We start from the raw sequence: 18,643 nt of genomic DNA on the forward strand, positions 1-18,643 counted from the left end.
TTGATCAGCCGCGCGCGAGGAGCTTTTCGACGTCCTCGGCGGAGAGCGTGTTCGCCACGTCCTTCGCCTCGCACCAGCCGCGCCGGGCTTGATCGAGGCCGAAGCGGATGTGCGCGGCCTGCTCCGCGTTCGCCGCCCGGCTCGTGATCACGAGCTGCGCGCCCGTGTCCTTGACGGCCCGCGCGTAGCCGTCGGCGCCCGCGAGGAACGCGGGGCGCGCGTCGAGCCCGAGGAGCACGCCGTGCTCGCGGCAAACCTTCGCCACCGCCTCCACGTCGAACTGCTTCGGTTTGCTCCCGTTGAACGGCCGCGCGAGCACGTGGATACGCCCCGACTTCGCCGCGGCGACGAGCGCCTGCGTGAGCGATTTTTCGTCGAGGTCGGCCGCGTGGATCTCCCCGATCACGACGTCGACGTCCTCGCTCGTCCCGATCGAACCGTCCGCGCCGATGGACACCACCACGCCGGCGAAGAGCTTCACCTTCCCCGCGTGCTTCTGCGCGCGCTCGATCTCGTTGCGCGACGCGCCGAGCACCACGAGCCACGCCGCACCCTTCGCGCCGCACGCCGACGCGATCGCCGCGATGCCGTCTGCGTCGAGGTTCCCTCCCACGAAGTCGCCGCGCATCTCGGCGCGCTCCACGAGCTTCGGCAGCTTCCCTTCTCGCGCCGCGTCGATCTCGCCCCGATCCTCGCGCAACTCAGGCGGCACCCAGGCAAGCCCCACCGAGGCGAACACGTCCTCCTCGCGCTCGCCCGAGACGCGTTTGTCCTCCTGGAACACGCCCCACTCGCTGATCTTGAGCTTCCGGCGCACGCCGAGCGTGCGGATCGCGATGTTGTGCGCCTTCGACCCCGTGAAGTAGTGCATCGCCGCGCCGAACGACTCCACGGGCACCACGCGCAGATCGACCTGCAGCCCGCTCTTCAAGAGCACGCTCGTCTTCGTGTCCCCGTCCGCGAGCACCTTGTCCGTCGCAGGATCCGAGATGAGCTTCTTCCCGATCGCGACGCTCGTCTCCGCGGCGACGAGGATGTCCACGTCGCCCACGTTGTCCCGGCGCCTGCGGTAGCTCCCGGCGACCTCGATCAGCGAAACGCCCTCGGTGGCGCGCAGCCGCGCCACGATCGGCTCGACCTGCGCCTCGGCCTCGGCGAGCGAGATCCGTTTTCCGCGCGCCGCGCGCGCCGCGATGCCTTCGAGGATCTGCGCTTCGAGCTTCGGCCCCACGCCCTTCAGCGCGCGCAGCCGCCCTTCCCGCGCGGCCTTCTCGAGCTCCTCGATCGTGTCGATCCCGAGCCCCTCGTGGATCGCCTTCGCCCGCTTCGGCCCGAGCCCCGGCAGCTCCAGCAGGTGGATCAAGCTCTCCGGCGTGCGCGACTTCAGCTCGTGCAGGAGCGCGAGCTCGCCCGACTCCGCGAGCTCGCGGATCTTGCCGGCCAGGTCCTTGCCGATGCCCGGCAGCTCCTCCAGCGAGCCCGGCCCCTTCTCGGGCAATGTGCTCACGGGTGAGGCGAGCGCGGAGACCGTGCGCGCTGCGCCTCGGTACGCGCGGACGCGGAACACGCTCGCGCCTTCGATCTCCAGGAGATCAGCGACCTGATCCAGCGTGCTCCCGATGGTTTCGTTGTCCATGTTCTTCCTCTTCGCTCGCCTGCTCGCGCCCGACCAGACTGCGAAAAGCAAATCACACGTCGGGTTTCTCGCGCTATATCCCCTCGCCCAACGTGAGGACCTCCTTCGCCGCAGCAAGCCTGTTCGTCCTGGCCGCTGCCGCTCCCGCCTCGGCCTCCGTCGCCACGCCCGTCGCCGCGCCCCATGGCCCGACGGCCTGGGCCGACGCGTCGCGCGGCGGCATCCGCGGGCTCACGATCGGCCCCATCGAGAGCCTCCGCCACGCGGGCAAGGGCTACGGAAGCCCCGCGAGCGGCCGCGCGATGGACGAGGCCAAGGCGCTCGGCTCCACGTGGGTCAGCCTCACGCCCTTCGGTCGCGTTTGGGATCTGAAACCGAACGGGATCGACCTCACCTTCGAGGCGCCGTTCGCCGAGAACCGCGCGAACGTCCTTCACGCGATGGCGCAGGCGCACGCGCGTGGCCTCAAGGTCTTCCTCGTGCCGCACCTGTGGGTCGAGACCGGCGGCTGGCGCGCGCTCATCGATCCGGGCGACGACGCGGCCTGGGAGCGCTGGGCCGCGGCGTACAAGCGCTTCCTGCTCACCTGGGCCGAGGTCGCGGCCGAGGGCGGCGCCGAGATGCTCAGCGTCGGCGTGGAGCTACGCAGCTTCGTCACGACGGGCCGCGCCGCCTTGTTTTACCCGATCATCCAGGAGGTCCGTCGGGTCTACCCGGGCCTCCTGACCTACTCGGCGAACTGGGACGACGCCGAGGACACGCTCATCTTCGGCGAGCTCGACCTCGTCGGGATCAACGCGTTCTACCCGCTCGCCGACAAGGACGGCGCGGGGCGCGACGAGCTCCTCGCGGGTGGCCGCAAGGTGGCCGAGGGCATCGAGCGGCTCGCGGCGATGTGGGGGCGGCCGGTGGTGCTCACGGAGATCGGGTACACGACCCGCAAGGATCCGGCGATCCGGCCGTGGGAGTGGCCCGACGGCATGAAGGACGTGACGATCGACGAGGAGGCGCAGGCCCTCGCGTACGAGGCGCTCATCGCGCCGCTGCTCGACAGCCGCTCGTGCGCGGGCTTCTTCGTGTGGCGGTATTATGCCGACCCGGACGATGTCTCGCAGGAGGCCGAGTGGGGCTTCTCCCCGCGCGGCAAGCTCGCCGAACTCGTGCTCCGCGACGCCTTCACCGCGCGCTGGGCCGCGGACGGCCCGGCCCTCCCGGGTGACAACCTCGGTAGGCACCGCGCCCGCACCCCGGGCCTCCTCGGCTGGGAACTCTCCCCGCCCCTGTTTTGAGGTCCAGCCGTTGGACGTCCGGCCTTTGGACGTCCGACGAATTCCTGCACCTGGCACGGTTCTTCCTAGGCTCCTCCGCCGCTCGGCCGGCCCGTTGGGCTGGCCCATGCTGGCACAGGAGTCGATATGATCCGACGAACCCTTTCTTCCTGCTTTTCGGCCTTCACCCTCGCGGCGCTTTCGGTCTCGGCTGCGGGCTGCATCTTCGTCGGCGCCGCGGGCGGCGGCGCCTGCGAGGTCGACGGCAAGCAATTCTCCGTCGGCGAAGAATTCCCCGCGCCCGGCGGCTGCAACACCTGCACCTGCCAGGCCGATGGGTCGACCATCTGCACGCGATTGGCGTGCCTCGCGACGTGCACCGTGAACGGCAAGGTCTTCACGGAGGGCGATACCTTCCCCGGGGACGACAGCTGCAATACGTGCACGTGCGGGCATGACGGCTCTGTCACATGCACCGCGGAGGCCTGCCCCGAGCCTGCATGCATCGTCGACGGCATCGGCTACAACCCCGGCGACACGTTCCCTTCGAGCGACGGGTGCAATACGTGCACGTGCGGCGACGACGGCATGGTCGGCTGCACCGAAAAGGCCTGCCTCCCCTGTGAGTACGGCGGACAAACCTACCAGGCCGGCGACTCCTTCCCCTCGACAGACGGCTGCAATACGTGCACGTGCGGGCCTGACGGCTCGGTCGCTTGCACCGAGAAGGCGTGCGCCGTCGTGTGCACCTACAATGAACAAACCTACCAACCCGGAGATTCGTGGCAGGCGAGTGACGGTTGCAACACGTGCACGTGTAGCCCCGAAGGTCTCGTAGGTTGCACGAAGATCAACTGCCCGTGATCGTTCCGACGCTCACGCCGCCCGGTCTCCTCCGAACAACCCGTCTCTCCTGAAAAGCCTCTTTCATCCGGTCCCCACGCCTGGTAGTGCCAATCCCGGGCGTGGGACCTCGATGAGGAGTTTTTCCATGAAGCTTCGATCTCTTTCGGTGGCGGGGGTCCTCGCGGCGCTCGCCGTGGGCGTCGCCGGTTGTAGCGACGAACCGACGCAGAACACCACCACGAGCTCGTCGAGCAGCGGCACCGGCGGCCAGGGCGGCGACGGCGGCGGCGGCACCGGCGGCGTCGGCGGCGACGGTGGCATGGGCGGCGGCGGCATGGGCGGCGGCGGCATGGGCGGCGGCGGCATGGGCGGCACCGGCGGCGTCGGGGGTATGGGCGGCACCGGTGGTATGGGCGGGTCCGGCGGCGGCAATCCCCCGACCGAGATCTGCAACAACATGATGGATGACGACGGCGACGGCGACGTCGACTGCTCCGACGCCGACTGCGCGGCGGCGTGCGCCGAGGCTTGCACGGGCGGCGCGGACGAGGACAACGACGGCGACATCGACTGCGCCGACGCCGACTGCGCGCTGGCACCCGCGTGCGGCAAGCTCGTCATCAACGAGATCGATTATGACCAGGCCAGCGCCGACACGGCCGAGTTCATCGAGATCTACAATGCCGGCGGCGACGTGATGCTCGACGGCGTCGAGGTCATCCTCGTCAATGGCACGGGCCCCGCCGGCGCGGACGTCGTCTACGGCACGCCCTCCAAGCTCTCCGGGTTGCTCGCGGCCGGCGGATATGTCGTCGTCGCGTCCACGGGTGTGACGAACATCGATCCGGCCGCGATCGTCGTGTCGCTCCCGAACCCGATGGACAACATCCAGAATGGCGCGCCGGACGGCGTCGCGCTCTTCGATACGAAGACGAACACGCTGCTCGACGGGCTCTCGTACGAAAACGGCACGCCGGACGGCCAGGTCACGGCCGTGATGCTCGGCGGCCAGACGTTCTCGCTGGTCTCGGGCACGCCGACGACCGCGTCCGACAACCAGGCCGCGGCCTCGCCGATCCGCTCGATGATCCGCTATCCGAATGGGCAGGACACGAGCGACGACAGCGTCGACTGGCGCGCGACCACGCAGATCACGCCGGGCGCGGCGAACGTGGCGACGGCCGAGGTCTGCGACACCGCCATGCTCGACGAGGACGCCGACAACCTCATCGACTGCGCCGACCCCGATTGCGCGATGGCGCCGCAGTGTACGGAGTCCTGCACCAACATGAAGGACGACGACGGCGACATGATGATCGATTGCGCCGATCCCGACTGCGCCGCCGATCCCGCGTGTTTGCCGCAGGAGAACTGCAGCAACGGCACCGACGACGACGGCGACATGGCGATCGACTGCGCCGACACGGATTGCGCCGACAAGTCGTGCGGGGCGAACGGCCTCGTCTGCGAGGCCGCGTCGATGACGTGCGCCTGCCCGAGCGGCATGACGATGGAAATGGCCTGCGCCGACCTCGTCGACGACGATTGCGACGGCCTCGTCGACTGCGCCGACACGGATTGCGCGGGCAACATGGCGTGCGTCGCCCAGAAGGTCACGGCGGTCGATTACCAGGTCATCGCGCACGGCGGCAAGCTCGTCGTCACGGGCAATGGCTTCACGGGCGCGACGGTGGTCAAGATCGGCGGCGTCGATCAGACGTTCACGGTCGACAACAACACGCAGATCACGCTCACGAACGTGCCCGACACGACGCCGATCGCGCTGCAGGACCTCATCGTCACCACGCCGAGCGGCGACACGGCGCCGTTCCAGGTGACCGTGATTCACCTGCTCATCAACGAGCTCGACTCGGACCAGATGGGCACGGACTCCGCGGAGTTCGTCGAGATCACGACGGGCGTGCCGAACGTGAGCCTCGCGGGCTACACGCTCGTCCTCTACAATGGCAACAACGATCTCTCGTACACGCCCGTGACGGCGCTCTCCGGCACGACGGACGCGAATGGCATGCTGGTCGTCGGCAGCCCGGGGATGACGCCCGCGCCGACCATCGCTTTCAGCGCGGCCAGCGTGATTCAGAATGGCCAGGACGCGGTGGCGATTTACCAGGCCGCCCCGGCGTCGTTCCCCTCGGGCACGGCGGTCAAGGCGAACGGCCTCATCGACGTGCTCGTCTATTCCACGGGGCAAACGGCCGACGCCGGCCTGCTCGACGTCCTCATCGGGCCCGCGGGCACGCCGGGCCGCACGCAGGTGAGCGAAGGCTCGGGCGGCGTGCAGGAGACGCAATCGATCCAGCGCTGCGGCGACGGTCGCAGGAATGGCGACAAGTTCAAGGTCGGGCAGCCCACGCCCGGCGCGGCGAACAACGTCATGGCCTGCCCGTGACATCGGCGCGGGGGCTCGGTTCCGATCGAGCCCCCTTCCCGCCTCCCCTTCCCCCTCAATAAGCGTCCGGCGGCACCTCGACGTCGACCGGCACCTCCAGCACGAGCGGCGCGACGGCCGCGTCGCCGCCTTCCATCCATTGATATCGCGCCAGGTTCCCGAGCACGCGCGCCACGTAATTGCGCGTCTCGTCGTAGGGAATCCGCGCGACCCAGAGATCCGCCTCCGCGTCCACGCCCGGCCGCATCCATTGCCCCACGGCCTTCGGACCGGCGTTGTACGAGGCCACCGCGAGGACCGGGTTTTTCCGAAACGTCTTCAGCAGCTTGCCGATGTAATACGAGCCGAGCCGGAGATTGACGTGCGGGCTCTTGAGCCGCGACGGCTCGAAGCTCATGCCGACCTCGGCCGCGGCCTTCTCGGCCGTCTTCGGCATGAGCTGCAAAAGGCCCACGGCGAGCACGGGCGAGAGCGCTTCCTGATCAAACGCGCTCTCCTGCCGCATGAGCGAATGCACGAGCCCGCGGGGCACCTCGTGCTCCCCTTCGAGCTTCTGCACCTCGTCGAGGTAAGGCCGCGGATAAAGGCACTCCCAGGCCCAGCGATCGGCCTCGCCCGGCGCACGGAGGAGCTGCGGCATTCCCACCTGCGCCACGCCCACCCGATACCGGCGCCGCGCATGCGCGAGCTTGCCGTACATGCCGCAAAGCGCCTCGGCCTCACGACCGGCGAACCGCGCGGCCGCCTCGCGCTCGAAGGGAACCAGCCTCCCCTCGGCCTCGGCGTCGAGCCCGATCGAGACGAGCAAACGCGCCGGATCCGGCAAATCGAGGTCGAGTGGATTCGCCGGGCGCACGGCCGCAGGCTCGATCAAGGGCGGCAAGGGCGCGCCCGCGGCGGCCAGGCGCGAGCGGGCGGCGAGCGCGGCGAAGGAGAGCGGGAACGTGCGGGCGACCTCGGTCCAGATGCGCACGGCCTCGTCGCGGTCGCCGGCGCGGAAGGCGGCGAGCCCTTCGAGCTCGCGGAGCTTCTGCGCCTCGTCGGGCTTTTTTGCGGCCTTCGCCAGCCTGCCGAGCGTCTTTTGCGCGACCTTCGGCTGCGACGCCGAGAGCTGCGCGAGCGCCTGCTCGTATTCGGCGTCCTCGCGGTAGGCGCCTTTCGGGAAGAGCGCGAGGTACCGCGTATAAAGCGGCGCGGCCTCGTCATAACGGCCGCGGAGCAGGAGCCAGCGCGCGGCCTGGTACAAGGAGCGCTCGGCCCAGCTATTTTTCTTGAACCGCGAGGCGAGGTCGAGCCAGCGCTTGATCGCCTCGTCGGCCTGACCGCCGCGGGCGAGCGCATTCGCGGATTGATACATCGCCTCGACCTTGCGCGGGCCGGGCAACGTGGAGAGCACGCGGAAAGCCTTTTCCGCCTCGGGATAATCGCGCGCCTTGAGCTTCGCCTCGGCCCGCGCGTGGAGCACGTCGAGCAGCGGCACCGTCTTCTTTTTTTCGAGCTCGTCGAGGATCGGTACCGCCGATTCGGCCTGGCCTGCCCGGACGAGCGTGAGCGCGCGAGCGAGCTGATCCTTCGGCGCGAGCGATTGCTTCAGCCGATCGAGCGCGGCCGCGCCGGCCTCACCCTCGGGCAAACCGGCGGCCTCGACGGCGAGCCAGCGCAGGTCGGCGATCGCGATGGGCATAAGGCCCTGGGCTTCGGCGATCCGGGCGCGGGCGGCCCGGAGCTTCGCCTCGTCGCTCTTCTTGCGCGACCGACCGGCCGCGGCGAGCGCGCGATCGAGGATCGACCGCGCCTGGGCGAGCTGCCCGTCCTTCTCCAGCGCGAGCGCGGCGCGATGCTGGTCGGAAGGCGACCTCGATTTGCCGAAAAACGCCGCGGCTTCGGCGAAGGGCCCCGCGACGGACGCGGCCTCGGCGCGCCGGCGCACGATGTCGTCCACGAGCAGCGGCAGCTCCTTTTCGAGCCCCGTGAAGAGCTCGACCGTGCGCGCCGCGTCGCCCCGTTCGAGCGCGACGCGCCCCCGGACGTACCGCATCTCGGGCCGCTGCCGATCGACCTCGGGCAACGCGTCGAGCTGCGCCTCGGCCTCGTCCCAGCGCTCCAGGCGCACGGCGTCGGCCCAGCGCGCGGGCGAGGGCGCAGGCGCGGCGGCAGGCGCGGTCGTGCCGGCGGGGAGGGCCGTGGCCGCGGGCGCGGCGGCGGAGGCGGACGTCACGGCCGACGCGGACGCGGCGGAACCGCCCTCGGCGCTCGACGTGGTCTCGCCGGGCATCGGCATCGAGCGAGCGCAAGCGCCGAGCCCAAGCGCCCCGAGCCCGAAGAGCCCCATCACGATCCGCCGCCTCTGCACCACCGTTTCTCCTCCAACGAGAGCTAGCAGGGGAACAAGGGGGCCCGCAAGAAAGTCCCGTCTGTTTTTCCTTCGATTACATGATGAAATTGAAAGATCCGACGCGCCGCTCAATCGATTCCCGCGGCGATCCGGGCGATGGTCGCGCGGTCTTCCTCGAACAAAAACTCGTCCACCTCCTCGATCGACCCCACCTTCGCGGGGGCGACCCCGAGGCGCAACGCCGCCGCGCGCGCCACGGCGGCGACGACCGGATGCGGCGAGCTCGACAGGCGGAGGAGCTTGGGCGTCACGGCCTGGGCGCCGAGCAAGGCCGCGCAGAGCGCCGCGATCGGCCGCGGATCCGCCAATCCCGGCACGTCGCCCGCGAGCGCGCGGCCGAGCACGGCCACGGTCTCGGGACCCGGCGCCCGCAGCAAGGCCCGGCGATAATCGCCCGCCGGCAAGTACAGCCGCGCCGCCCCCCGGCTCGTCGAGCAGAGCTCCTGCGCGTGCCGCAGGAGAAGGCCCACCACGGGCCCGAGCCCGTCCTCGTCGAGCACGTCCATTCCTTCGAGGTCCGTGGCGAGCGGGCGCGACGCCTCGTCCGTGTAGGCGTCGAGGTTCACCGTCAGCGACTCCAGGCCCACGGCCCCGGGCGCGTGCCCGGCGAGCACGTCGTGCTCGGTCTGCACCGTCACCACGCTCGAGACGATCGCCGGCGTACCGCCGCGGAGCGTGTGCTTCACCTCGACCTCGACCTTCCGAATGGCCGACCAGCGCAGGATACGCGCCTCGGCGCCCGGATCGACGAGCACGCCCCAGGGCACGATGGCCATGTTGACCTCGCGCGCCCCGGAGGGCGCCCGTGGCCTCTGGATCTGCCGCACGAGACCCACAGCGAACGCTGCGCCGCCCGCCACGGCGAGCCCGATCGGGAGCGAGCCAGACGTGAGCGACCAGGCCGCCGTCTCCGGTCCGAGCGCGAGCCCGAGGCTCGAAAGCCCCACCGTACCGGCGGCCAGCGTGAGCGCCCGGAAGCTCGGACCCGGGACCAGCCACACGTACCGAAAATCCGGCGGAGGTGCACAGCGCATCACGACACCTGGAAAGGTAAGCCGATCCTCGCCCGGGCGGAAGGGCCGAGCGGACGAACGATGGCATCCGGGGAGGACCGTCATCCAGCATTCCATGTCCGCCGGGATCTGTATGCGCGGAGATGGTAATTGGAGATTCCAGCCACGTCGAAGTCGTGCATCCGTGAAGACGCGGATACGGAAAGGGTGATAGGCTTCCCGTCCTATGTGGATCCGGCATCCGGGGGGAGCCGGACCACGCGAGAAAGGTTGGTAGCTTGAACATGCGAACAATCGGTATGCTTCTGGTCGTCGGCGCGATGCTGTCTGCGGGCGCGGGTTGTGGCGACGATACGGGCGGCAGCGGCGGCACGGGCGGGACGGCTGGCACCGGTGGCACGGGCGGCATGGGCGGCACCGGTGGGATGGGTGGGATGGGCGGCGGTGGGATGGGCGGCATGGGTGGGATGGGCGGCGCCGGTGGGATGGGCGGCGCCGGTGGGATGGGCGGCGCCGGTGGGATGGGCGGTATGGGCGGCGCCGGCGGCGGCGAGATGATGGCCGTCAATGGCTGTACGGTGGATATGGCCGAGGATCACACGGCCGACGCGTCGGCGACCGTGAAGACCACGGGCCTCTCGTACGCGCCGAAGTGCATTCGCGTGAAGGCGGGGGCGGACGTCATCTTCGATTCGAATTTCACGGTCCACCCGCTCGTGGGCGGTACCGTCGAGGGGCTCATGAAGACCGAGGACGCAGCCTCGCCGATCAAGAAGACGACCACCGGAACGATGGCGAGCTTCAACCTCCCGAACAAGGGCACGTTCGGTTATTACTGTGACACGCACGCCCTCGGCGGGATGACGGGGGCGATCTTCGTCGAGTGATCCCATGAAAACCCTTGCCATGGCCCTCACGTGCGCGGCGCTGTCCTGTGTCGCGCTCGCCGCGTGCGGGGACCAGGAGGAGGAGAACATTCCCGTCGGAAACAACGCCACGACCTCGTCGAGCAGCAGCACGACGGGGCCCGGCGGGGCCGGCGGAATGGGCGGCGCAGGTACCGGCGGAATGGGTGGCGCCGGCGGTATGGGTGGCGCTGGGGGAATGGGCGGTAGCGGCGGCGCCGGCGGTATGGGCGGTGCTGGCGGAATGGGCGGCAGCGGCGGCGCTGGCGGAATGGGCGGCGCTGGCGGCGGCGGCTCGATGATGCCCTGATTTCGCCTGCTCGGGTGGGGCCTCGCGAAGTGGTTGGCGCGAGGCCCACGCCTTTTTGGTACTCAGCCGAGGTCTGCTCCCGGCGTGAGGTCGACCCACGCCTTGCGCCGGTGCGACGCGTAGAGCGCCTCGAGGATCCTTTGCACTTCAAGCGAACGCGCAAAGCTCGCTGGCGGCTCGCCCCCGTCGCGGATGGCCCGCGTGAATCCGTCGAAAAGCCTCCCGAGCGAGACGCGCTGTTCGCCGCTCCCATCCGCCGGGTCGGGCGCGACGACGCGGCCGTCGACCGTGCACAAGCGCTCCGGAACCGGCACTTCCTGGCCCCTGGGCTCCATGGCGTAATCGCTCTGGCCCGCATACAGCTTGGCGGAAGCGATGCTCGGATAGCGCAGGGCGTCGAGCCGCAGCCGTCCCTTGCTGCCGAACGCGTCGATAGAAAAACCCGGGCAATCGGCCGCGGTCCACGAGGTCGTCAGGGTTCCCATCGCGCCGTTCGCGAACCGGAGCAGGGCATGTGAAGTGTCATCGGTCTCCACCTGCATGGTTTCCCCACTCGGCAGCTCCCACGTCTTCAACTGCGTCTGCATCTGCCCGACGACCGATTGAAGGGGGCCGAAGACATGCCGGAGGGCATGCAGCATGTGCGACCCCTGATTGCGCGTGACGCTGACGCCCAGGCCCGACTTGCCGAACCAGGTATAGGGAAATGCGTCCTCGCATTCGTTCATTCATGACGCCGAGGCGAAAGGCCGGCGAGCTGGGGCCGGCGTCACGCGGGCGCGGAAGCGCCTACTTGAGCGCCGAAATGCCGTAGGAGAAGCACTGGTGGATCTCCTCGGTCGCGTAGTCGGTGGAGACGCTACCCTCGCCGCTGGCGAGTTGCTCGAATGCCTGTACGGCCTGGGCGAACTTCTTCGTTCGAACCCCGGCTGCGCGCAGGTGCTCCACGACAGGGCGAAGCGCGCTGGCGGCGGCGTCGAGCTCGCGCTTCGCCGTGGCGCTCGGCCGATAGTTCCCCGCCCCCGGCTTCTGCGCGCGAAGCTGCTTCTCGATCTCGGGCTGGACACGGACGAAGTGGGTGTACGACGCGGCGACCGCGCTCATTTCGCTCGCCCATTTCGCCGCGACCTGCTCGCGGGCCAGGGTCTCGAAAGGCGGAATCTTCAATGTCTCGCCGGCGCGAAGCCCCTTCCGCTCGTGGTGGTTGTGCGACACGAGGAGGTCTTGATACGTCCGGCTCCCATAACAACGGTTGGTGATGGACTCGAAGGAATCCCCTTTCTCGACGCGGAGGGTGCTCGGGCACGAAGGCGGCGCCGTGGGCTGCGCCGACGGAGGCGTCTCCTCGACGTCCGATGCCGTCGTCTCCGGCGGTGTCCCCGGCGGCGCGGCGGACGCGGTGGCGCTCGGCGCGGCGGACGACGTGGCGCTCGGCGCTGGAGCGATGGCGCTCGGAGGGGCCACCGCCGCCTCGTCCGGCTGGCCACGCGTGCATCCCCCCACGACGAGGCAAAGGAACCCACCACGAGCCAGCCGCGAGAGGCGTGTGCTCCCTGGAGCCCTCTCCATCCGCGATCGGTTGCGAACCCAGAACCCCATGAGCCAGCCGCGACCTCCTCCTCGACGCCTAGCAGGCGTCCCGGCGTGCCAGCAAGTTCCGCTCGACGTTTCTTTGCTCCCGCCCCCGCCGCTCAAACCCCCGTCTCTGCCTGGATACGCCCATTCTTCACTGCGGCCGTCAGCGCTTGGTGGTCGCGCTCCGTCTGGTCGGCATAGGCGACCGCAAACGCGGCCGTCGCCTTGTCGAAGGTGTCCGCTTTCCCGAGATAGGCCGCAATCGCGATCCGATCGCCCGAGCGCGCATGCGCCCGCGCGAGGGTCCAACCGCAGAGACTGCCGTACGCCGTCAATGCGGCCCGATCCAGCGCGGCAATGTCCACCGAGAACTTCCAGTCGCGTAGCTGGCGCACGTAAAAATCGCGCTCGATCCCGTCGACGCCCTTCACCCGCTGCCAGCCGAGGAAGATATCGCTCGCGGCCTGCATCAGCCGCTGGCCCGCCACCACGCGCTGCCCGCTGTTGCCGTATTCGCTCTTGCCGAGGAACGGCTCGAGGACCGACGCATGCGCCTCCTTCGCTTGCAGGAAGAGCGGGTCCTGGTCGTCACGGCCGAGGAGCAGAAGGATCCAAGCGCGCGCGCCGACGCTCCCGACCCCGACGACCTTGTGCGCCATGTCCGCGAAATCGTACTTCTCCAGCAAGTGCCGCCGATCGGTCTGGAGGGTGCAGCGATAGCCGTGCAGGATCTCGCGCACTTGCTGCTCGAGTTGCTCGCGGGCCACGCCCTTCAAAAACTCGTCCATCGGGACGATCAGGGGAGGATCACTGATGATGCGCCGCCGGCCGTCGACCTCGTGGGTCAGCTTCTCGTAGGCCTGAAAGCTGTCCTTCGTCCGGGCCTTCGCGACGTTGTGCTCGGTGACGTGCAGACGCTTGTGACCCACCCGCGAGCCGAACCGCTCGATGATTTGCTCGGTGTCGAGGCTCGCGTACCAGACGTCGAGGTTGCCGAGCGCCCCGAAGTTCCGCATGGCCTCGCGGTACTCGCGGACGGTCGCCTGGACGATGTCGGAGCGCGCCGACTTCGAAAAGCCATTGTCGCGCCCGGCGAGCTCCATGCTGGCGGCCAGCCGCTTCACGTCCCAATCCCACGGTCCCGGAAGCGTCTCGTCGAAATCGTTGATGTCGAACATCACGCGCCGCTCGGGGGATCCGAACACCCCGAAATTCGACAGGTGCGCGTCGCCGCAGAGCTGCACCCTCAGGGCCGAGCGGGGGGTGGCGCCCAGATCGGAGGCCATCACGTACGCGGCGCCCCGAAAAAACGTCAATGGGGAGACCAGCATCCGGCCATGGCGAATCGGCACGAGCTCGGGCACGCGGATCTTCGCTTGCTCCTCCAAAAGCGCGATCGGATCAGGCCGGTGGGACGGCGCCTCCCAGCTCGCGTGGGCGGCGCGTGGAATCTTCTCGCGCTCCGCCTTGCCGCGCGCCGCGTGCTCCTCGGCGGAGGGGTGCGGCATTGCCCACGCCCCCGCGTCCGTGGATGCTCTGTCTCCGGTGGTTATCTCCGTCATTCGTCCCTCCCTCGGCGCTCCTCCTCCCACCCCCGGCGGGACGCGCCCTTCCGATCCTCGCCGGTCCGCCCGACGCACGCGTGATGCTCAATCGCCCATCTTGCGCCGCAGATCGATCATCGCCTGCTGGCTCACCTTCAGGGCCCCCTCCTGCGGGTGGTCGAGGTCGGCCGTCAGCATCAGGACGACCGAGAGGCTCAGGACCAGCGTCACGAGCGTCGGGGATCGGGGCGTCTTGACCAGACCGGCGTGATACCCGACGGCCATGAGGTTCAGGATTGCGACGACGTAGAGCGCCGTCCACAGGGCCCCTGGCAGCGCCCCCCGGACGGCCACCTTCACGCGCATCGCGTGGAGCTCGCTCGTCCTGTTCACCGCTTCGATGAAGAGCCCCACGACGACCGAATCGGGTTGCTCTCGTCCGGCGGCCTCCGCCTCTTTCCACAACTCCCGGTGCAGCTCCTCCGAGCGCTGCAAGACCTGCTCGACGTTGCCGAGCTGCACCGCGTCCAGACGCACGTCCACGTAGTCACGCAACATCGCGCGGACCTTCCCGCCCCGGTCACCGGGGAGCAGGCCGGCGCGCAGGTAGGTCGTCTCGACGGCGTTGGCCTCGTCGACGAGGACCTGTTTCCTGGCCTCGAAGCGGTTCGCCGCAAAGCTGAACGTGAATGCCAGGACGAGCGCCAGCAAGCCCATCGTGGTCGTGACCAGGGCGAGCACGTGGCCCGCTTGCTCGTGCGCGGCGTGGCGCAGCCGGTAGCCTGCCAACCGATAGCCGCCCTCGACGGCGAGCAGGAGGACCACGATCGTGCCTCCCAGGAGCATCCAGAGCGGAAATCGATCGAGCGGTCCAGCCAGGAACATGGGCGCACCTCTCCATCGCGAAAACGGCGCATCTCGTCGCCGGGCCGGCGTGGGCGGTCGCCTTCCGTCCGACAGCCCGGCTGGCACTGGCATTCGGGTCGCGATCTCTCACGGGAGGTCAACCAAGCCAACCGCGATCCGTCAAGCGCTTTTATCGATGGATTGCCCGTGCTCTGCTCATCCGCCCACGGCGGCACTTCGTGGGATGCCGAGGGATGGCTTCACTGCATGCAGACGCCGTTCATGCAGCCGTTGTCGACGCAGTCGAGCGGCGAGTTGCACGGCTCTCCGCTGAGCTTGACACATCGGGATTTTTCACAGCGGTAGCTCGCGCATTCGACGTCGGAGGAGCAAATCTCCCCGGGACGCAGGAGACAGCCGCCAAAGCCGTCACACACGTTCACGCCACTACAAACAGGGGCATCGTCTTGTGCGTACTTCGGCAGGCTCGAACAGTCTCCCTCCGCGTTGTTGCAGGTGGTGCAGACCCCCTCGCATGGGCCGTTGCAGCAAACACTGTCCACGCAGAACCCGCTCACACAATCGTTCGCCTCAGAGCACGGCAATCCGAGGCACATCCCGCATGCACCGCCGCAGTCCACACCGAGCTCCGGCCCGGACTGGATACCGTCGTTACAATGATAACATTCGTGTTCGCTACAGTGTCCCCCATTTCCACAATCCGCGTCGACGACGCATGCGACACATTCGGAAGGATCGCCATCGGTGCATACGCCGAGCGAGCATGGAGTGCCCGCGGTCGTGTTCACATGGACGCACGTCGAATCCACGCAGGACCAAGAGGTACACTCCGTCGCAGGACCGCAGTCCGTCTCCCGAATACACGACGAGCAACCTGGTTCGTCATACGCACATATCAACGTGGCATCTTCGATTCCCAAGATACCCCGACATCCTCCGAGGAGGAAAAAGCCCAGCAAGATGAATACATGTCGCTTGTACATCGGCACCCTCGATCACAAGCAAGTATGGTTGACGCAACTACCGAAAACACAATCGGAGCTGGATAGACATGGATATCCTTTCTTGGTCTTGCACGTCGTTCCGGCGCACGCTTGGGCCGGACTGTTGCATGTATCGATATCGGGCTCCCCGAGCGGGACGGGCTTGCAAGCGCCGTCGTTGTCGCATTCCTGGCAATCACCGTCGCAAGCAGCGTCGCAGCACACCTTCGCTCCTGACTCGCCGGCCATGAATGCGCAATGCCCGGACGCGCATTCACTGTCCGCAAGACACGTCGCTCCGCCGCACCAGCCACAGTTGGCGCCACAGTCCGTGCCCGTCTCGCCGTTGTTCATCACCCCGTCGTGACAGGTCGTGCAAGCACCCAGGAGACAACGCTCCATCGCCGGACAGTCGTCGTCGGTCATGCACTGGACGCATGCGCCCATGGCATTGCATTGTCCCTTCACGCCAACCTCCATGAGGCAGACTTCCCCATCGTTCTGAGGGACCAGGACCGGCGTCCACGCGACACACGTCCACGTCATGCACGTCTCCGCGGTCTTCGGCGGATCGTCGATGTCCGCCGTGAGCCTCGTGCCACCCTTGCCGTTGCAGACCCACTTCTGGCAGTCGCCCGGGATGTCATGTTCGAGGGAAGGGTAGCCGTCGTCATTGTAGAGCGCAGCGCATTGCCCCTGGACGCAGGCCCACTTCAAGCAGCTCGTCGATTTCCCACAATCCGTGGGCACCTTGCACGTACGACAAGCGCCCTCCAGGCATTCCGCACAATACGCCGCGGGCGTCGTGCCATCGGGGAGAGGCCACGACACGAGCTCGCCGTCGACACACCCCTCCTTCGTGCATGGGTTTCCGTCGTCGAAGGGCCCGACTTTATCGGTCTGGACGATCGCGCAAGCTCCGCCCGTGCATTGGGCCACGTTACAGGGCAGCCCCGTCACGCAATCCGTGTTGTCGTTGCATGGAATCAGGCAAATCCCGAGTTGACACACCCCCTGCAGATTCCCGCGGAAGCAGGGGTGACCATCGCCGAGATACGAGTGGGTCGCGATCTCGGACTCGCATTGGTCGAGGGTGCATGGGTCGTCGTCTTGTGGAACCGCGCAAGGCGGCGTGCTGCCACCGCAACCACGCGAAACCCCAGCGACGAGCAGCATGAAGACGAAGAACGCTGTACCCCGTACCTTTGCCCCCCTGGCTTGCAGCATGGTCCCCCTCCATCTGCGTAAGCTGCACAATAGGTGCAGGTTACCGACGCGCAGACGGCGATGTCAACATTCAGGCCCGCGTTTTTTTGCTGCGATATGCCCAGCTCACTACGGTTTCAACGTAGGGCTTCAATGTCACGCAAATGTCGACGCGCCGCGTTGGTCCCTCTCGAACTTTACGTTGACGCACCGGAGAGGGGCTGCGTGTGCATGTTCCGTGGACACGAACGATCGCCTAATGTCTCGATCCGTAAAGATCTTTTTGAGGCGTGGGCATCACCGCGGACGCAGAAGGCAACGGGGGGGGCGCCGAGGGACCGCTTCGAATTTTTATCGATGACGATTTTGCAGTAGACGATGACGCCATGCGTGGTGCGGCTGTTGTGGACGTGAATGCTGCTCCCGAGCGCACCGACGAGGCCGCCGGAGCATTTTCCTCTTGACGTGGCGTTGTGCTCGTGGGCTGCGAGGTCGCTTCGGGCGCAGCTTCGAGCGCGATGCGCACCGGTGCGGCTGCGCCGTCCCCCACGACGCGCGCGCCGCATTTCGCGCCGAGGACGACACCAAAAACGACGAGACCCGTCACGCCGAGAATTCCAGCGACCTTGCGCGCCCTCGGCGCTGTCCCCGAATCGCCAGGCGCAGGCCGGGTCGCCGCGGTGGGCTCCGTCGTGGAAGAGACCAGACGCTGCGCGGTCGACAGCCCCGAGGGCACCTCCCTCGGCGACGCGCTACGCAGCGTCGATACGGGGCCCGAATCGGGCGCGCCGAGCATGCGGGCGATACGACGCGAATACACGGCGGCATGCTCCGACCCGAAAGGCGAGAGCTGCGTCGACAATGCAGCGACGCTCGGCAGCCGCGTGGACATGTCCTTTTCAAGGCACGCCATCACCACCGCTTCGAGCTCCGGGGGCACCTCGGGCCGAAGGACCCGAAGCGGCAACGGGGGACGATGCAGCACCGCGTGGATCATCGCATGGGCCGTGCACACGCCCTCGTGGTGAAACGGGGGCTTGCCCGACAGCATGTGGAAAAACGCGGCGCCGAGCGCCCACACATCCGCGCGGGCGTCCAGCCGCTCGGGGGCGGCGATCTGCTCCGGGGCCATGTACGGCGCCGAGCCCATCGGACGTGTCGGGTCGAGGCGCTCGGTCCCCGACGTCGCCCACTTCGCGATACCGAAGTCCAAGACCTTCACACACGGCAAGCCATCCACGCCCTGCGCGAGGAAGAGATTCGCCGGCTTCAAATCCCGATGCACGATGCCCAGCGTGTGGGCCTCGCCGATCGCCTCGCAAGCCTGGAGGAGGATATCGACGGCGTCGGCGATGGGCAGGGGACCCCGCTCGCGCAGCACGTGCGCGAGATCATGTCCTTCGAGGTGCTCCATCGTGATGTACGGCGTCCCGTCGTCCAGGGCGGAGACATCGAGGACACGCGCGACGTGCTGGCTCCGCAATCGGGAGGCGGCGCGTGCTTCGCGGACGAAGCGCCCCACGTCGGCGGGGCTCGCGGCGCCGTGCATCAATTTGATCGCCACGAGCTGATCCAGCGCGAGGTGACGGGCCGCTACGACGACGCCCATTCCCCCGGCGCCAAGCACACGCTCGACGCGATACTTGTCGTGGAGGATTTGCCCGATCGACAGCCCCGGCAGCATG

The 18,643-nt window shown here is 68.2% G+C and carries 15 protein-coding genes; 5 read left to right on the forward strand and 10 right to left on the reverse strand.

Translation table 11 applies throughout. The features are described from left to right. Nucleotides 1-4: 4 nt before the first annotated feature. On the reverse strand, nt 5-1,636 hold the full coding sequence (locus POL67_RS43590) for a DNA polymerase/3'-5' exonuclease PolX (protein ID WP_271927163.1): 1,632 nt from the start codon (nt 1,634-1,636) through the stop codon (nt 5-7). Between the two features lie 92 nt (nt 1,637-1,728). On the opposite strand from POL67_RS43590, the gene POL67_RS43595 reads away from it, so the two are divergent. The 3 genes from POL67_RS43595 to POL67_RS43605 all read left to right on the forward strand — a co-directional run bounded on the left by POL67_RS43595 (nt 1,729) and on the right by POL67_RS43605 (nt 6,160). Next, a complete protein-coding gene (locus tag POL67_RS43595; RefSeq protein WP_271927165.1) occupies nt 1,729-2,925 on the forward strand; it encodes a glycoside hydrolase family 113 in 1,197 nt (398 codons plus the stop codon). A gap of 126 nt (nt 2,926-3,051) precedes the next feature. Further along, entirely contained in the window at nt 3,052-3,768 is a 717-nt protein-coding gene (locus POL67_RS43600) for a hypothetical protein (protein WP_271927167.1), read from the forward strand. A gap of 127 nt (nt 3,769-3,895) precedes the next feature. Further along, nucleotides 3,896-6,160 carry a lamin tail domain-containing protein gene (locus POL67_RS43605; protein WP_271927169.1) on the forward strand — a complete coding sequence of 755 codons (2,265 nt, stop codon included), beginning with the start codon at nt 3,896-3,898 and terminating at the stop codon, nt 6,158-6,160. Nucleotides 6,161-6,215: 55 nt separating this feature from the next. Here POL67_RS43605 and POL67_RS43610 read toward each other — a convergent pair whose 3' ends face one another. Together POL67_RS43610 and POL67_RS43615 are read right to left on the reverse strand one after the other, a co-directional pair. Then, nucleotides 6,216-8,516 carry a lytic transglycosylase domain-containing protein gene (locus POL67_RS43610; protein WP_271927171.1) on the reverse strand — a complete coding sequence of 767 codons (2,301 nt, stop codon included), beginning with the start codon at nt 8,514-8,516 and terminating at the stop codon, nt 6,216-6,218. Nucleotides 8,517-8,623: 107 nt separating this feature from the next. After that, nucleotides 8,624-9,589: a hypothetical protein gene (locus POL67_RS43615; RefSeq protein ID WP_271927172.1), complete on the reverse strand. Its 966-nt coding sequence runs from the start codon at nt 9,587-9,589 to the stop codon at nt 8,624-8,626. 263 nt (nt 9,590-9,852) lie between these two features. Here POL67_RS43615 and POL67_RS43620 point away from each other — a divergent pair, with 263 nt between their 5' ends. Together POL67_RS43620 and POL67_RS43625 are read left to right on the forward strand one after the other, a co-directional pair. Further along, entirely contained in the window at nt 9,853-10,455 is a 603-nt protein-coding gene (locus POL67_RS43620) for a plastocyanin/azurin family copper-binding protein (RefSeq protein ID WP_271927173.1), read from the forward strand. A gap of 4 nt (nt 10,456-10,459) precedes the next feature. Then, nucleotides 10,460-10,783, forward strand: coding sequence for a hypothetical protein (locus POL67_RS43625; RefSeq protein ID WP_271927174.1), 324 nt, complete (start codon nt 10,460-10,462; stop codon nt 10,781-10,783). Between the two features lie 62 nt (nt 10,784-10,845). Here POL67_RS43625 and POL67_RS43630 read toward each other — a convergent pair whose 3' ends face one another. The 7 genes from POL67_RS43630 to POL67_RS43660 all read right to left on the reverse strand — a co-directional run bounded on the left by POL67_RS43630 (nt 10,846) and on the right by POL67_RS43660 (nt 18,642). Continuing rightward, nucleotides 10,846-11,511: a Gfo/Idh/MocA family protein gene (locus POL67_RS43630; protein ID WP_271927176.1), complete on the reverse strand. Its 666-nt coding sequence runs from the start codon at nt 11,509-11,511 to the stop codon at nt 10,846-10,848. 61 nt (nt 11,512-11,572) lie between these two features. Then, the gene (locus POL67_RS43635; protein ID WP_271927177.1) at nt 11,573-12,247 is read right to left on the reverse strand and encodes a hypothetical protein; all 675 of its coding nucleotides are present in this window, start codon (nt 12,245-12,247) and stop codon (nt 11,573-11,575) included. Nucleotides 12,248-12,474: 227 nt separating this feature from the next. After that, nucleotides 12,475-13,920 (reverse strand): DUF2252 domain-containing protein, encoded by a 1,446-nt coding sequence (locus POL67_RS43640; protein ID WP_271927178.1) that lies wholly within the window; start codon nt 13,918-13,920, stop codon nt 12,475-12,477. A gap of 87 nt (nt 13,921-14,007) precedes the next feature. After that, the gene (locus POL67_RS43645) at nt 14,008-14,787 is read right to left on the reverse strand and encodes a bestrophin-like domain (protein ID WP_271927179.1); all 780 of its coding nucleotides are present in this window, start codon (nt 14,785-14,787) and stop codon (nt 14,008-14,010) included. Between the two features lie 221 nt (nt 14,788-15,008). Next, a complete protein-coding gene (locus POL67_RS43650; RefSeq protein ID WP_271927180.1) occupies nt 15,009-15,326 on the reverse strand; it encodes a hypothetical protein in 318 nt (105 codons plus the stop codon). Nucleotides 15,327-15,764: 438 nt separating this feature from the next. Then, nucleotides 15,765-16,979 carry a hypothetical protein gene (locus tag POL67_RS43655; RefSeq protein ID WP_271927181.1) on the reverse strand — a complete coding sequence of 405 codons (1,215 nt, stop codon included), beginning with the start codon at nt 16,977-16,979 and terminating at the stop codon, nt 15,765-15,767. Nucleotides 16,980-17,214: 235 nt separating this feature from the next. Continuing rightward, on the reverse strand, nt 17,215-18,642 hold the full coding sequence (locus POL67_RS43660) for a serine/threonine-protein kinase (RefSeq protein WP_271927183.1): 1,428 nt from the start codon (nt 18,640-18,642) through the stop codon (nt 17,215-17,217). Nucleotide 18,643 lies beyond the last annotated feature (1 nt).

It is taken from the genome of Polyangium mundeleinium (assembly GCF_028369105.1).
Lineage (GTDB): Bacteria > Myxococcota_A > Polyangia > Polyangiales > Polyangiaceae > Polyangium > Polyangium mundeleinium.